This is a genomic window from Paenibacillus borealis, assembly GCF_000758665.1.
GTDB classification, from domain to species: Bacteria; Bacillota; Bacilli; order Paenibacillales; family Paenibacillaceae; genus Paenibacillus_AQ; species Paenibacillus_AQ borealis.
Genome location: NZ_CP009285.1, coordinates 822,228 through 837,689, shown reverse-complemented (window position 1 = coordinate 837,689; position 15,462 = coordinate 822,228). Strand labels below are relative to the sequence as shown.

Genomic DNA, 15,462 nt, shown 5'->3' with positions numbered 1-15,462 from the left:
CTACATATTGCGTTTCGTTAACCGTAGCGCCTCTTCAAATCCTTCAAATTCGTTTTTTAGTTTAGCGTAGCGTTTATTGATCTGCTTTGCTTTCATAACGGGGACTCGTTTCTCCTTCAAATCCTTGTAAGCCGCGGGAAGGCCCCCGAGAAGCATTATGCCCATTATAACCAATGCCGCGGGAGGAAAGAAAATGGCAACAATTGCGCTAACAAGCGCTCCGGCAGCCAAATATTTCAGGTAGTACAGCAAGTACCACAGAACAGATTTAAGCCACATTAATCTTCTCCACCTTCTCCACAATATCTCCCATCTGAGGCTCAATCTGGTTATCGATTTCATAAGCGTACTTCGTTCGGATGTAGGTACGAATTAGCAGCTTCTCCTCGACAGAAATCTCTCTAGTGTTCATAAGATGTTCGAATGAATTGAAAAAGTACGTCTCATCGTCAACCAGAACATAATTCCCCCCTCTGGCCTGTGCCACAAGAAGATCCATATATTCTTTGAAAGAATACTGAAACATTAATGCCCCCTTCAGCTTGGACTTTTGCTTTATTTTTTCGGTAAACTGGTACGCCTTGAGTGCGTTGTAACGAATCTTAAGCTCCTTGATCTGCCGATCCTGCTCTTTCACAAGCGCCTGAAGCCTTTGAATTTCGGCTTGTAGCGTCCGAACCTGTTGCTTTAGACGGTTAACTTCGGGCTGACGGGATAAAGTCCCCGCAACTACGCCGCCCAGCGCGGCGATAATCGGTACTAATATTGGTAATGGCATATTCGTTAGTCCTCCTCAAAAAAATCAACCAAATCCTCGAAAATTCTATCCTGCTTTTGAAGCTCCCGTATATACCCGCTTCCGTCTACATGGCTGACGAGCGAGTTACCCGTTTCGTACACTTTCCTCTCCAACAACCGGTTCTCCGTTACAAGTGAAGCTGTTACCCGCTCCAATGATTTAATTTCCTGATAGTTAAGCTTAAAAAGAACAAACATCTCCTTCATTAGCATCGAGAGCGTTGGCCAATTGATATAAGGCACCCCTCCCTGACGAACCATACCAGTAATCCCATGTGTAAAAAAACAGCTTGTATACGCAATAATCTTTACCTGCGATTTTCGGATATCATCTTTAATGTCATGAGCGAAAAAATAAGCCCGACACAGTGCATATACCAACCCTTGGACTCCAATATCCTGCATGCGGACTGTAAACATATGATTAAAAGCCGTTACCTGGTTGACATCGGCTGCTTTGACGCTTTCTTTGGTAATCTTGAGCAGCCAGTTACTCAGCTTACCGTCTTTTTCATAATCAAAAAAGGAATGGAATGGAATTGGCAACCCTTGCTTCGAGAATGTGTCGGCTGTAAGATGTCGAAACACTTGCAGAATGCCTTTTAGAAGGCCATGCTGATTACAGAGCAACTGAAACGGATTGTCACCAGACATAGAAAAAGGGTCATGTCCTCGCATCAGCCGATGAAAACCAACCTCTGGCCTGCTCTCATAATCGCGATTGATAAATCCCTTGAGGCCACCTGACATCGTCGCTTGGTCGATTTCATCCCCATTATGTTGAAGGAGCTTGCCGAGGAATGCTTTCGGGTTCGATTTGGATGAATCAGTATGTACTTTGTCGAGCATAACCTCGATTCGCTTGTTGGAAGAGGCAATACCGCCGAGCACCCCAAATACAAGTGCAAACGCATAATCGTAGCCATCGAGCGCCGACGGAGAGCGATTCACTTCCAGGTAGCTGATATTCAAAATATCTCGGTGGATTAGCTGGATATTCTGCTCCAGCTGATCCAGTTGGAGTAGCGAATTTTCAAAAACGTTTAATGCAGGTGTTGGCTTAGTCACTTACTCATTCCCTCCTAATGCGAATGCTAGCAAACAAAGGAAATGGGCAATTTGATCCAGACTGACTTCAGGATGAATGTGAAACCGGAGCTGCTGGATTATATCGTCGGGGATGTCGATGGTTATGTATTCATTGAACGAGAAGTCTAAAAGACCAGAGTCCAGTTGCTGAGTAAACTCATGCCGGACATAACCCAGCACCCAAGCAAGTGAGACCTCCATGTCAAGGTCGGCGGCTTCAAACTTATCGAATAGAGATTTCGGCAACTTTATTTCCAAGTGGTACCCCACCTTTATTATTGTTTTTGCTTTGCGTTTCCTTCTTGAGTAATTACGATTTTTTCGTTGCCATTTCCTTGCTCGCTTTAATGCACCTTCTGTAAAATTTAGACAGTCAGCTCGTATTTACCATGTCATAGAGCTTGTCGAGAAATATTGTAATTTCATCGTGAAACGATACATTGAACAAACTGAATACCGGTTAAAGCCCTCAAAATCTATGTTTATCTAGAGTGCCGCATCAGATTTTATTTAAAACTATAAATGAGCAAATTCACTTCCAGTAAAATGTAAAACACAAAAGAATAGAGACAAAGTGCTTTCCTTGTGTTAAAAAGTAGTCACCACGAAGACACTGCCTCTTCCGACCCACGGCGGATATTGTTTGGTAGATTCCTGCTTTCCCTGTCCTCGCGTCATCGATGCGTATGCTGCCGCAGGCTACCACTTTATTGGAGCACTGAAAACCAACCGGATATTGTATCCTCAAGGCATCCGAACTTCGGTGCAAGACTTCGCAAAGCATATCCGAAAAGAAGACGTTCGCCTCTTTACCGTGAACGGTTCGTCGTACTTGGATGTATCGTTACGAAGGAGTGCTGAATGGAATAGCAAATGCCGTGGTCTTACTCTGTTGGCCGAAGCAGGCTTTTGGTGAACCGAAAGCTCTGCGCGCCTTTTGTTGTACGGATATTTCACTGGAAACCGAATCGATTGCCACGTACTATGCTAAACGCTGGCCCATCGAAATCTTCTTTCGCCAATCCAAAAACAACTTGGGTTTTGACACCTACCAAGTTCGTTCCGCCAAGGCGTTTTTCCCGCTTTTGGGCACTTTTGGCCTGGACACATCTGTATTGCACGGTCGGTTTGGGACAACCCGGTCCTTTTGGCGAAGGACTTCGCAGGGTACGAAAGCAGCTCCAGCAAGACCGGCTTCGGTATGTCTACGACTGCGCTCAAAGGGGGATTCCGTTTCAGACGATATATGAGCGATTCAATGTTGTCTAAGTACTATTGGCATTTTCTGTATCCGTTTTTGCTGATTTATAGTTAAAAATAGAGCTTTAAAACATCGGTCGTTGAAAGCTGATCCCATTTCAAATGTTCGACAAGGAACTTCCGCCCAAGAGGAATATACGTCTCTTCGTCCATGTTTATTTGATCGCTGGACGTTAGACGGTGTCGTTGTATGATTGACTCATACGATCCATTTCCGAATATATGTGCATGATATATTTCTGCGTACGGAGAAAGCTCGGGATTGCCTCGCATCTTATCAGGTGATAAGTCTATAAGCGAATGGGCCAAATGTCTAGACGTATTAGGGTCGATAAATATAATAAAAGCGGATTTTTTAGGAAGCTGAACAAGTACGTCTTTCGAGAAACTATCGTACTGAATTTTTAGATGCATCGGTAGTTGGTTATTTTGAATAGCGGCTTCAACCGGCCCGATTTGCAAGTGGGCGGATGCCAGATAGGATCGTATCGCTAGATCCTGAGATCGGAGCAAATGAGCAACTTTCCCGAGATTAATATAAATCATCATTTCAGTGGGGTCTTCCTTTAAAGCTTGAATATAGCAATCTCTCGCCCCTTCTAAGTTTCCTTGTCGCTTTAAGGCAACTCCTTGATCCATCAATGGTTGTAACCGGTGATTCATACATGGACACTCCTTAACATTTTTTTAATATAGCAATTTATTTCATATGATGCTTTTCTACAAATATACATAAAAACCTTTAAAGAACTAGAAAAATCCTCCAATAGCTCAGAAAGCCCCCCAGTTGTTGTTTCAATTTGCTCCAGGACATGTGATTCTCCTCCATAAAAAACAGAGGACTGGCTTATTGGCTCCGGGTTTTCACCCTCTCCATTCATCCGGTCCTCAATCGTTCACTTTTTTGTACTTGGCAGTTTAACCCCCAAGTTCCTCCGCCTCAATCCTTATACGGATCAAACTCATCCGCCCCAGCCATACACACCAATCGGTTTCAGCACATGCATGATCTCAATGGTTTCGGCGTGCGCATCCAGTACTTCTTGAAGCTTCCGGTACACAAAAGGACTCTCGTCCGTGCCTGCACCGCGCAGCTCAACACCGAAATCCCGGACAGCCTCCAGCATTTGCGCTGTCGAGATTTGGCCGCCGCTGCGGGTGCGGGTTTTCCAGTTCATTTTGCCTGCCGCCTGGGTGCGGCTCATGATTCGTCCTGCTCCATGTACTGTGCTGTAGTAAGAATCTTCGCTTTCCTTACTGTCCTTCCCTTTAACGATTACGGATATATCGCCCATACTGCCGCCGATGAAACCAACCTGGCCCGGCGCCGACGGGGTCGCCCCTTTGCGGACGACGACTTCTTTGCCGCCATGTGTTTCTTTCCAAGCGTAGTTATGATGGTTATGCACTTCGAGGTCCGCTTCCGTTCCCAGGATGGCTAATACTTGCCGGATCACATAATCCCTGCCCGCAGCCAGGTTAAGGAAACCGCTCGCTGTTTTATGGCCGAACCCCCTGCTTTCAAAATGATTGGTGATCCATACCCGGCCTGTTCGGGCTTCCTCAAACAAATCTACGAAGTGATTACCGCTGCCGACCGTGCCTAGCTGACTCTGGGCCAGAGCTTTCAGCTTGTCGTGCTCCTGTCTGCCTACCGCTATGTAAACAGCCCAGTCTGGATCGTCAAAAAGCTCATGATCGACCCTCTCCTTATTAACACGGCCTACTCCGAAGGAAATTCTACGGGCAATCTCATCCATAATCTTTGCAAGCTTGGGCCGGATCTCTTCAACAGTCAAGCTGGTTCAATCGTTCTTGTACCGAAGCTTCAGGCTCAAGGGAAGGCGTCCGCGGGCGAATGGAACGAACCCGTGAATCCGGTCTCCGTCATCCGGTCTGATGAGCTGTTAGTAATAGTAATCCTCTAGCGGTTTAGCGGCAAGCTGAGCGTAGAGAGTGTCCAAATATCCACCAAGCATCTCTGCACATACCTTATAAGCTTCCAACATATCGCTGCATTACGCTGGGCATTCAGACCATTCTTCCTTCCTGGATTGAGATGTTTGTATAACCACTAGTGCTAAAGGTAGAGTAATATAGTCATATAGCAGATCATTCGATACAGACATGGGGGCGGTTATGAATGTCAGGTAAATCCTTGGCCCAAGGGTTAATGGCTTCAAGCGGGGATCAATTACGTTTAATTTATGTTTTGGTTATGGAAACGGGAATTTTTACAATGATGGCTAATAAGACCAGAGATCTTTTTAATAAAGATGTAGATCATTCACAGCAACAGTTGGAACAGGAGATTGCAAAGCTGCGACACATTGATGATGATACGCTGCGGTTAGAGTTATTTTTGCATATGACCAAAGAATTCGAATTAGCAGGATCTCACTACAATACCTCTTATGACATAGAGAATAAATGTGAAGAAATTCTGCAGAAAGCACATGCGGATCAACTTAAGAAAGATAAGGTCTATAGCACCTTTGTATCGCGTAATATGAATCTGCCCATTGAGAATCAATTAGCTTTGTACCAGATGCAGAATATATTGGGTTCCATTGGCGGTGAGCTTAAGCAACTAACTGCTGATCAACAGGAAGATTTCGCGGATCAGATGGAACGGTTTATTGATTCTCTGCCCACCGAACAGCAAGAGAAAATCAGAGAAAAATTAAATATTGATACTCTAACAAATTCTACTATAAAAAGAGTCATTATGACACAAGGCAGCGCTGTTCTGTTAACCGTTATCGTCGAAGTTGCCGGGTTCGCAGCATATACAACCTTAACTTCGCTGATTGCCGGGACCGCCGGTCTGATTGGGTTAACCTTGCCATTCGGTGTATATATGACAGCAACCTCTGTATTATCTGTTCTAACCGGGCCGCTCGGATTTATTCTGATGGGTGGAGCCAGTGGAGTAATGATGCTGACCCAGAGTAAAAAAGTCAAAAAAACGTTATTGCAGATGGGGATTGTTCAATTCCTTCTTCCGGTTCTATTAGATAGTTCCACACTGTATGATTATGATTCTTTGATCAAAGTATGGAATGCACATTATGATAAGCAAACAAGAACGCTGGAGGTAATCTCCACACATCAAAATGAATATTCCCGTGTATCCCAAAGTTTGAAAATCACTGAAGATAACATAGGTTTTCACAACAATCAGCTACTGGCGAATATTCGGGCTTATCAACATATGGTGGACCAGCTTGCCGGTTCCTTGGATCTGGTAAGCGAGCATGAGATGACTGATTCTTTTAAGAAGAAGAAGGTGAACATATCCGGCCTGGAGGGGAAAATCCGAATTAAACGAGAGTCCGTTAAAAGAAATAAAATGGCGTATTCGTTTATGGATAAGGTTGGCGGAATGTTCTCGAATCTTTCCCTTGAAAATGACATTAAGAACCTTAAGAAACAGCTTCAGGAGCTAAAGAAAGAACAAGCAATCGAATTGATTTCTATTCGTCCTGATAATTTAAGAGACGAGTGTGATGAGGCTGAGACCCTTATGAGAGAGAGAACAGTCACAACGGAAGAGTTGGCTGCGCTAAATGAACAAAAACAGAATTTTGAAAAACATTTATCCGCAGTAAAACATATGCTTCGTCAACAACAGGATGAATTGCGGAAGCTGCAAAAAGAAATATACGGCTTAGGGGATATTGTATGATTCAAAACGAACAATTTTGGGGGCATTGGCGGAACGGTGAATTCGAACAGGCAATGAAATGCACGGTATCCGGCAAAAGAAAAAGAAAAGGCACGGGATTATTCGGAAATCCAAATCCATCAGACAGGACGGATATGATTGCAGGAATTAGCGCAGGAGAATTCTTATACGACTTTCTTATGATCAATCCTACAGTTGTTGCAGGTATTGATTTTGCGCGCAGTGAGGATCTGAATTCGCTATTCTCCCTGTCCCAGTTCGCCAGAACAGTTGATATAAGTTTAGCTGCCGGAGATATGGCTCAACTGCAAGGTTATGTGGCTGAACAAATGATCGCTCAAAAACTGGAAGCTGCAGGATATGATGTCCAGTTCCCGGAAGCTTCGAATCAGGCCGGTTGGGATTTCCTTATTGACGGGAAGGAGTTCCAAGTGAAGTGTGGCAGTGATAAGTCAATTGTCGATGAACACCTGGAGCGTTATCCGGATATTCCCGTCTATGTAAATGATGAATTGGCGGTGCATTACTCAGATCACGCCAATGTATTCAGTGCCGGGGTAACGAGGGAATCCGTAGTGGAGGCAACAAAATCGACGTTAACCCATGCGGAGGATATCCTTGATCTGGAGTTACCCTGGATTTCAGCAGGCGTGAGTTCTTTTTATAACTTAAGACGTGTTGTACGTGAGCAACTGCCTCTACAAGTGGCGGCTCGTAATGTAGTTATTGACACTACGAGCCGTGCATCATTAGCCGCTGCAGGACAAGCCGCTTTCACTTTTGCAGCACATGCAATATTTGTATCGGGAGGAGCTTTTGTCATAGTGCTGCCACTGGCAGGCGCTTATGTCGGTTTGAAACAAAGTTCGCGAGTGACAGACAAACTAAAGAAATTTCTCGCCAAAAAAGAGTATCAACAATTGGAGAGCAGTTTACGTGATTTAGCTGTGGTGATGAAAAGACAATTGGATGTGAAAGAAGCGGTTAAGCGAACAAAGTGGCGGCATATTCTGCAAAAAAGCTTTAACCCTGCTCCTATATCAAATTTGGAAGGTATTCATCAAGAACGGCTGCAATTTATGAGTAATATGAGTAAAGAGTTAACCTCCATTCAGCAAGAAATCCCAAAAGATGCTATACGTGCCTTTGAGAGACTGATTGCAGTCTTAACGAAATCAGGAATTCATGTGTACAGTATTCAGCATGAGCTTTTGAACGTGGAGAAGGGAATGAAAGCATTATATAAGAAACTATAAGTTTACTGAAAACCGTCTGGAATCTACTCAAACTAATAATACAAATTATGGCAGGTCATGTTGGTCTTAGCTTAATCCCCACTTCCCCTGCCTCAATCCTTATACGGATCGAACTCATCCGCCCCAGCCATACACACACCAATTGGTTTCAGTACATGCATGATCTCAATGGTTTCGGCGTGCGCATCCAGTACTTCTTGAAGCTTCCGGTACACAAAAGGACTCTCGTCCGTGCCTGCACCGCGCAGCTCAACACCGAAATCCCGGACAGCCCCCAGCATTTGCGCTGTCGAGATTTGGCCGCCGCTGCGGGTGCGGGTTTTCCAGTTCATTTTGCCTGCTGCCTGGGTGCGGCTCATGATTCGACCTGCTCCATGAACGGTGCTGTAGTAAGCATCTTCGCTTTCCTTTCTATCCTTCCCTTTTACGATTACGGATATATCACCCATACTGCCGCCAATAAAACCAACCTGACCCGGTGCCGATGGGGTCGCCCCTTTGCGGACGACGACAACTTCTTTGCCGCCATGTGTTTCTTTCCAGGCATAGTTATGATGGTTATGCACTTCGAGGTCCGCTTCCGTTCCCAGGATAGCTAACACTTGCCGGATCACATAATCCCTGCCTGCATAGGCGTAGCGTCCGGCCAGCTTCATGGCTCGGTAATACATATCGCCAAGCTCACTGCTCAGATTGAGCAGTACGGGCGGTTGGTCCATCTTTTCACCGGGGGCGTTAGCGAGAAAATCTCTGCCCGCAGCCAGGTTAAGGAAGCCGCTCGCCGTCTTATGCCCGAATCCTCTGCTTCCAAAATGATTGGCGATCCACACCCGGCCTGTTCCGGCTTCTTCAAACAAATCTACGAAGTGGTTTCCGCTGCCGACCGTGCCTAGCTGACTCTGTGCCAGAGCTTTCAGCTTGTCGTGCTCCTGTCTGCCTACCGCCATGTAAACAGCCCAGTCCGGATCGTCAAAAAGCTCATGATCGACCCTCTCCTTATTAACACGGCCTATTCCGAAGGAAATTCTCCGGGCAATCTCATCCATAATATTTGCCAGCTTGGGCCGGATCTCTTCAACAGTCAAGCTGGTCCGCACCGCTTTATTCCCGCACGCAATATCGTAACCAACGCCGGACGGGGAGATCTGCCCATCGTATACAACCACCCCGCCGATCGGCTGGCTGTAGCCTTTATGATGATCTGCCATGAGCAGGGTTTGAACGACGTTCCCTGTTTCCGCACACATTTTTGCTTGAGCCAGCGCTCCGCTGTCGGGGTTACCCCAGATCCGCACGCCGTCTATATTTTGATAAGCCATACCACCACTCAACTCCTACATAATGAATGTACTTTCCATACTTACAAACCCTTGGCCTCACGGAGCTTGTGCAGCCGTTCCTTTACCGGGTCTTCAGGCTCGATTACTAATAAATGAGCGACAGCGTGAACCAGCTGCTCCCCCCAGGATGAAACGTTCCAGCCCTCCAGTGCCATGATCGCCATGTTCCGGTTGGAGGTCACCGGACTGTTCAGGCCAGTAAGGATCAACTCCGCCCCTCTCCCCTCGAACCGGTCCAAGCTCTGCAAGATGGCCCCCAGCTTGCTGCATATTCTTCGCCGAATCCCATTTCAGTTCCGGGACCCGTGGCGATCTGCTGTAAGGGAAGGTGCCCTATAGCGAATTGGACAAACCTGTGAATCCGGTCCCGGTCATCCGATTTCATCAGCTGATAGTAATAGAAATCCTGTAGCGGGTCAGCTGCAAGCTGATTGTACAGAGTATCCCAAATATCCATGCCAAGCTTCTCAGCACAAGCTACCCCGTAGTAACGGTCAGGCGAATCGCTGCTGCTAACGGCATCCATTACAATATTGAACCACTTGGTGTCGGCCATAATCGACCCGCAAGCCTCACGGATATCACTTCTTAATTGTTCACTCCAGCCTGCTGACATCCGGGCAGTCCACTTCTCCTCATCCTCGGCCAGGAAGTCATGAATGCGAAATATTACTGACAGATGCTGTGCAGTTGTCCCATTCTCCCGGATGAGCCTCACGTAATCCAATAACACCTGCGGCGCATACTCATAATCATCCATATCCTCAGCCGGCCCGCCATTCAATAGCGCTTCAATGATATCGGTTGCCCCATCAAGTAAGACGCTATCTACCCGATCAGCCGACAGTGCCTCCCGCAAACCGCCCTTTCTTGCACAAGTACAGGCTAAATATTCGTTCATAACGTTGTTGCGGCACCCTTGCCGCAGCAGCCAATCTTTGATCTCCTGACTAGCCGGCTCAAGTCTCTCGACGATATGTATTTTGCCCCAGCCATGAACCTGCCCAGCGAGTTCAAATAGAACCTGATTGCTGTCTTCCATTCCATTATGAATCGCAACCGTGGCATACAGCGTAAATTCCTCGTGGCTCCCCAGCGTTAGAAGCAGCTCCTTGACTTGCCCGTTCTGAAAAAGCCCCAGCACTGCAATTCCGAATTTGACGGCATTCCGGTGCGCCGCATGCTCCGCGAGCCATTTCGCCTCAAGGAATACGGACTCCGGCTGTACTCCGGGATGCTTGCGTACCTCATCTATAACTTCATCAATCATGCCGCCTACATCTGTCTTCACAAGCTTGGCATACAGAGCCTTTCTTGTTGAATTCTTAGGCCTTCTGGATTGCTTCGCCAGCAGGTGAACCAGCTCTTTTGCCTCATCCGTCATCTTAGCAGGTCCAGCATGATGTCCGAATGCTCCATCCAAACCACCCGCTACCCATCTGATTTTATCACCGGACCAGAATTCTTCGTCATCCGGCAGCGATCCGTCCACAGTTCCCCCTTGTCCCTGAATATGGGAGTAAATGGAGGACCTCCCCTCCCAAAGTGGCCGTTTAGCTCTATCGAAAAAAATAACCATCGTTCACAGCACCTCTTCCTATACTTCCGTCAATACCAATAGCACAACTCAATGATTTTAAGCGGCTGCATTATCATATCCGCTTCTATATCTATATTGGCTTATTTTGGGAGCCACGAACATGGCAAAAGTATTACAACTGGGCATATAATTTTTATAACAAAACAGAGGACAGGCTTGTTGGCTTCGGGCTCTCCCCTTCACCATTCATCCGATCCTCACCCTTTTGCGTCAATTCTATTTTCTACACGGATTTCTACAATCCTGGCAGTATAATCCCAAGTCCCTCCGCCCCTGTATACTCATCCATAACCTTGATAACCTGTCTGTTACGCTAACTAATAATACTGGCGCTCCTAAGACAATTAAAATTTACGTTGGTGCTCGAGGTACCGAATATTACGCTGGCGCTGTTATGTGGAGCGGAGAAGGTGTAGCGTATAAAATACCCGCTATAAAATCCTATACGGATACTGCCGGAACTACTCAATTAGGGGTCGAAGTGGCATCGGTACTGGTCCCAAATGGAGGCTCTATCACACGTATCCTCACTTTATCAACTGCAGGTGCCGCATCAACTCCAGCACTTATTGCTTTCAAACAAATTACTGAGGGTGAAAATCAGAGAACCCCGATATCAGAACTCTAGACCCCTTATTTACGCTATCTACCTTCCAAGTACCGTTCGTGAATACAAGAGTGACCGTCCGGTCTTCTGCATATTGATCTTCTCCTGTAAGACCATTCGCCAGTATTACGGATTGTGTAAGTGTGGCAGAATTCTTGCTAGTATAAATAGGTGAAGTGGCAGGCGCTTCATAAGTCCCCGCTGTGTTTAAGCCTTTGTTCTGGACAATCGACTTAATTAACCTATCCGTGAAATACGGCTGAAAGGTTGAATTTACAATTTTAATTGAAGATACCTTTGATGCTTGGTTTAATTTATCCGATAGTAGCTTCAAGCGTGAGTCAGTAATTTTGTTTTTTTCCGGAATTTGATTAGACGGGGTCTCCATATTGACAACGAGTCCCTTGTTGCCTAACGTTACTGTGGCTTGTTTAGACAGTTGATCCCACGCTACAGTTGCTCCTAACGACTGACTAACAAAACGAAGAGGGACATACGTTGTTCCTTTGATGACCTGCGTGGCAGTATCCAAATCAACATATTCCCGGGATGGTGTGTCTGGAGTTTCACTCGATGGAGCAGATTCAATAATTACACGTTTGAAATTTGCGGCAAGCCATATGGTTGAATTTCCATTTTTGATTTTAACAACTTTATCCGCTTGAAACCATTGCAAACTTGCACCAAGATTTTCGGAGACAGCACGTAAGGGGACTAATACCCGGCCGTTGATTATTTGACCATTGTTAATGGTAGTAGATGTTGGTGCCTCTGCCGCATAACTGGGCTCTGTTGTTAAAGGCAGCAAAAGAAGTGCTGATGAAAGCAAAGAAATCGTCCATTTTTTTATCATAATATAACCTCCTCATAATAAGTTCGCCTTAACTATACTCACGCTTCCCCATTCCTAACACTTTTTAACTATCCAATATTTGTACACCATTTATTGAAATGAATCCATAGTACGTTCTGTTCAAAATTATGATTTGAATGCAAAAAGCAGCCTCACGTGCTAGGCTGCCTTCTTTGAATCGAATAGAGAATTATTGATTCTAATTATATTACGCAACTTTCGCAGCTTGAAATTGGTATAAACCGATTAATGGAGCATGCGTGAACCAGCTAAAAGAGAGGGCAATCTTCATTAACTTCTCTTATCCCATCAACTCATAGAAATACTTAGCTTCCTGAGTCTTATAGAGACTATACCAGGCCTTCAATCTGTCTGAAGCCAATACATCCAGGGCTTTCAGAACATGCACAGTGAATTCTAGCGGGGCTATTCCAGAGGCAGTGATCAATTTGCCATCCGTTACAGCAGACTGCATCTGGTAGAACTCTTCGCCGGTGTACGCGGGACAGATCATTTTGAGGTACTCCAGATCATTGCTTGTATGCGGGCGTGAATTCAATAGTCCAGCCTGGGCAAGCGCCATTGTAGCCCCACAAATCGCTGCCACTAATATATCTTCCTGTATGCATCTCTCAGCAAGCCCGAGGATGGGCTGGTGAATGGCTTCGGTCCATGTCTCTCCACCGGGCAGAATCAATGCATCTGTGCTTGTAATACTGCACTCCTCCACCGTGATGTCGGGCATTATTGCCAGTCCGCCCATTGTAGTGACAAGCGCCTTTTCATTGGCTACGGTAACTATTTCAGATGGGGCTTGACCCTTCTTGTAGTATCTTCCCGAGTTCAGTTCGGCAGTTAAATACCCTATCTCCCAGTCTGCCATGGTGTCGAACACATATAGATATACCTTATTATTCATTTGTACGTCCTCCTTCAAGTCCTTTTCTGTATTATAAAATAGCTTCACTGACAATTGCTGTCAGTGAAGCTATTTTAGCTGAACATATAACAAAGACGCTCAGAAAGTCCTCTCGAGCGTCTTTCTCCTTCTTTTTATAGAAGATAACCCCTTAGTTCTTCCCCCCATACCCCTTATATGTAGCGTAAACGGCATCGGCATACTGATCTGCCAGGATCGGACGGCCATAGGAATCGGTAGCGCCCGGATACCAGTTGTCGCCTCCGTTATAGTGCAGCAATCCGTTATAGATGTTTCCGAATCTGACAATCTTCTCATTCAGGATCAATGCGCCCAGGTATACCTGATCCTGTTCACTGCTGTGATTATACGCGCGGCCGAATTTGGCGCTGAATTGTGAGGCATAGGCATTGCGGGTGTTCGGTTCGACCTGCATCAATCCGTCACCAGCGGATGGGCTGCCGGGCAGGCCTGCTCCGAAGCTGCTCTCCTTCTTAATCACCGCACTCAGCAGCAGTGCGAAATCTCCACCCTTGCCATAAGCATTGTCTGCATTCACGACATAGGTCCAGATTTGGCTTGGAACCTCGGCAGGTTTGGTTACCGAAGGAGGCTGCGAACCCGTATAGATCTTAACCGAGGTCATCTTGTCATTGACACTGTCGCCAACCCAGGAGGAATCTGAGGTATAGGTCCATTTGGCTCCGCCAAAGTTATCATTCTCATAGACTTCAACCGTCCAGCCGCCAGGAACCTTGAGCGAAGACATCCAGTCATTCGGAATTCCGGCAGCATTCAGCTGGGACAGTACATAATTGCCTACTCCCAGGGTTACTGCCTTGCCGCCATAGTTGATGTCTGCATAGAATGTGACTCCGTTTGTTGCCGGGGGTGTGGTTGGCGTAGGTGTAGGGGTCGGTGTTGTTGTTGTTCCGCTCTTCCATAGTGCAGGAACATTAGGCGGCTCCCAGCCTGTGAGGGAAGTATGTGCCTGAAGACAGGTATAAGTACCTCCACTATAGGTCACTGTATCATTTACTGCATATGCCGTATTGGGAGCCCATGCTCCTCTGGCGGCCGCGTTTGCCTGCGGTAAGGCTGTGAAGAATAGGGATAGGAATATGGCTGCAACTACCAAAAGGGATAAGGCTCTGGCTGGAACTTTTTTAATCAATCTCTTAAACCTCCTTTATTTAATTTACCGGTTTCGCCCATTAGGCGAACCACAGGTATATTGTATTGTCGTTTGTGAAAATAATTCCATCAACTTCTCTCCCCGCTCACGCCAAACAAACAATCAAGTCGTCACTGTAGATACGTTATTTCATCTCATCCGAGGAATGAAGAGTCTGGAGGAGACGAGAACGGTGGCTGTACACATCAGTAATTTATGCAAGAAATAAGAAGAAACGGTACTGTCCTTTCATAAAGGCGGTACCGTTTCTGTCTCCGTTCCACATTTCCAGCTTACTCATTCCCTCTCTTCTGCGCAGCTTCCGCCCATTCCGCAACTCTGCGGCTGCTTTCTTCGTCGGACAAATCCTCTATCCTGGTCATCACTGACCATCTTACGCCAAACGGGTCTAATATACTTCCGAACCGGTCCCCGGAAACAAAGTTTGCCACCGGTTCCCTGACTATTGCGCCTCTTGCTGCCGCATTGTCCATAATCTGATCGACATTCATTACGTAGATCCCCAGAGAATAACATGCATTGCCGTCTGCTGGCGGAAGGACCAAATGATATGCCGGATTGGCGGCTCCCAGCTGCAGACGGCCATTGCCGAAATCTATTTCCGCATGAGCAATGATGGTTTCCCCGTTGGCACCGGGATACTCCGTAATATAGTTGACTTTTGCACCGAATACCGTTGTATAGAACTCTATCGCCTCAGAAGGATGGTTTACCGCTATGAATGGGGTGATTGCAGTGAATCCGTCAGGAGTTCCCTTGTTCGTATATTGACCCGTTACTCCTGTATTTTCTTTGCTTGCAGTCATGTATTACTCCTCCTTTAATTGATCAGCTCATGATTATCTCCATAATAAAAT

General features: G+C 46.2%; 13 protein-coding genes and 2 pseudogenes. 3 read left to right on the top strand and 12 right to left on the bottom strand.

All coding sequences use genetic code 11. The annotated features are described in order from the left end of the window. Genes PBOR_RS03665 through PBOR_RS03655 form a run of 3 tightly spaced genes read right to left on the bottom strand, consistent with a single transcriptional unit; the run spans window position 1 to window position 1,866 of the window. Window positions 1–279, bottom strand: a complete 279-nt coding sequence (locus PBOR_RS03665) for a hypothetical protein (RefSeq protein WP_042210520.1) — start codon at window positions 277–279, stop codon at window positions 1–3. After that, window positions 269–778 (bottom strand): hypothetical protein, encoded by a 510-nt coding sequence (locus PBOR_RS03660; protein WP_042210519.1) that lies wholly within the window; start codon window positions 776–778, stop codon window positions 269–271. The genes PBOR_RS03665 and PBOR_RS03660 overlap by 11 nt, the downstream gene beginning before the upstream one ends. 5 nt (window positions 779–783) lie before the next feature. Continuing rightward, window positions 784–1,866: a hypothetical protein gene (locus tag PBOR_RS03655; RefSeq protein WP_042210518.1), complete on the bottom strand. Its 1,083-nt coding sequence runs from the start codon at window positions 1,864–1,866 to the stop codon at window positions 784–786. A 628-nt stretch (window positions 1,867–2,494) separates the two neighbouring features. Here PBOR_RS03655 and PBOR_RS37920 point away from each other — a divergent pair. Then, a pseudogene (locus PBOR_RS37920) lies at window positions 2,495–3,156 on the top strand (transposase); the annotation flags it as partial. A gap of 42 nt (window positions 3,157–3,198) precedes the next feature. Here PBOR_RS37920 and PBOR_RS03645 read toward each other — a convergent pair. Continuing rightward, window positions 3,199–3,810 (bottom strand): tetratricopeptide repeat protein, encoded by a 612-nt coding sequence (locus PBOR_RS03645; RefSeq protein ID WP_042210516.1) that lies wholly within the window; start codon window positions 3,808–3,810, stop codon window positions 3,199–3,201. Window positions 3,811–4,087: 277 nt separating this feature from the next. Continuing rightward, window positions 4,088–4,952, bottom strand: a pseudogene (locus tag PBOR_RS34850) (RtcB family protein); the annotation flags it as partial. A 338-nt stretch (window positions 4,953–5,290) separates the two neighbouring features. Between PBOR_RS34850 and PBOR_RS03635 the strand changes: the two are divergent. Both PBOR_RS03635 and PBOR_RS03630 read left to right on the top strand, forming a co-directional pair. Continuing rightward, window positions 5,291–6,835, top strand: a complete 1,545-nt coding sequence (locus PBOR_RS03635) for a hypothetical protein (protein WP_042210515.1) — start codon at window positions 5,291–5,293, stop codon at window positions 6,833–6,835. After that, on the top strand, window positions 6,832–8,091 hold the full coding sequence (locus tag PBOR_RS03630) for a hypothetical protein (protein ID WP_042210514.1): 1,260 nt from the start codon (window positions 6,832–6,834) through the stop codon (window positions 8,089–8,091). Before PBOR_RS03635 ends, PBOR_RS03630 begins: the two co-directional genes overlap by 4 nt. A 92-nt stretch (window positions 8,092–8,183) precedes the next feature. Here the strand turns inward: PBOR_RS03630 and PBOR_RS03625 are convergent, their stop codons facing one another. From PBOR_RS03625 to PBOR_RS03600, 7 genes are all read right to left on the bottom strand, one after another. Continuing rightward, complete coding sequence (locus PBOR_RS03625; RefSeq protein WP_042210513.1) at window positions 8,184–9,410, bottom strand: RtcB family protein; 1,227 nt, start codon at window positions 9,408–9,410, stop codon at window positions 8,184–8,186. Window positions 9,411–9,451: 41 nt separating this feature from the next. After that, window positions 9,452–9,640 (bottom strand): hypothetical protein, encoded by a 189-nt coding sequence (locus tag PBOR_RS37915; RefSeq protein WP_245648023.1) that lies wholly within the window; start codon window positions 9,638–9,640, stop codon window positions 9,452–9,454. Further along, window positions 9,637–10,923 (bottom strand): limonene hydroxylase, encoded by a 1,287-nt coding sequence (locus tag PBOR_RS34845; protein ID WP_245648021.1) that lies wholly within the window; start codon window positions 10,921–10,923, stop codon window positions 9,637–9,639. The genes PBOR_RS37915 and PBOR_RS34845 overlap by 4 nt, the downstream gene beginning before the upstream one ends. Before the next feature lie 692 nt (window positions 10,924–11,615). Continuing rightward, window positions 11,616–12,491, bottom strand: coding sequence for a copper amine oxidase N-terminal domain-containing protein (locus tag PBOR_RS03615; RefSeq protein WP_042210512.1), 876 nt, complete (start codon window positions 12,489–12,491; stop codon window positions 11,616–11,618). A gap of 301 nt (window positions 12,492–12,792) precedes the next feature. Continuing rightward, on the bottom strand, window positions 12,793–13,410 hold the full coding sequence (locus PBOR_RS03610; RefSeq protein ID WP_042210511.1) for a type 1 glutamine amidotransferase family protein: 618 nt from the start codon (window positions 13,408–13,410) through the stop codon (window positions 12,793–12,795). Window positions 13,411–13,561: 151 nt separating this feature from the next. Continuing rightward, entirely contained in the window at window positions 13,562–14,584 is a 1,023-nt protein-coding gene (locus tag PBOR_RS03605; protein WP_042210510.1) for a carbohydrate-binding protein, read from the bottom strand. 293 nt (window positions 14,585–14,877) lie between these two features. After that, entirely contained in the window at window positions 14,878–15,411 is a 534-nt protein-coding gene (locus tag PBOR_RS03600) for a VOC family protein (RefSeq protein WP_042210509.1), read from the bottom strand. Window positions 15,412–15,462: the final 51 nt, after the last annotated feature.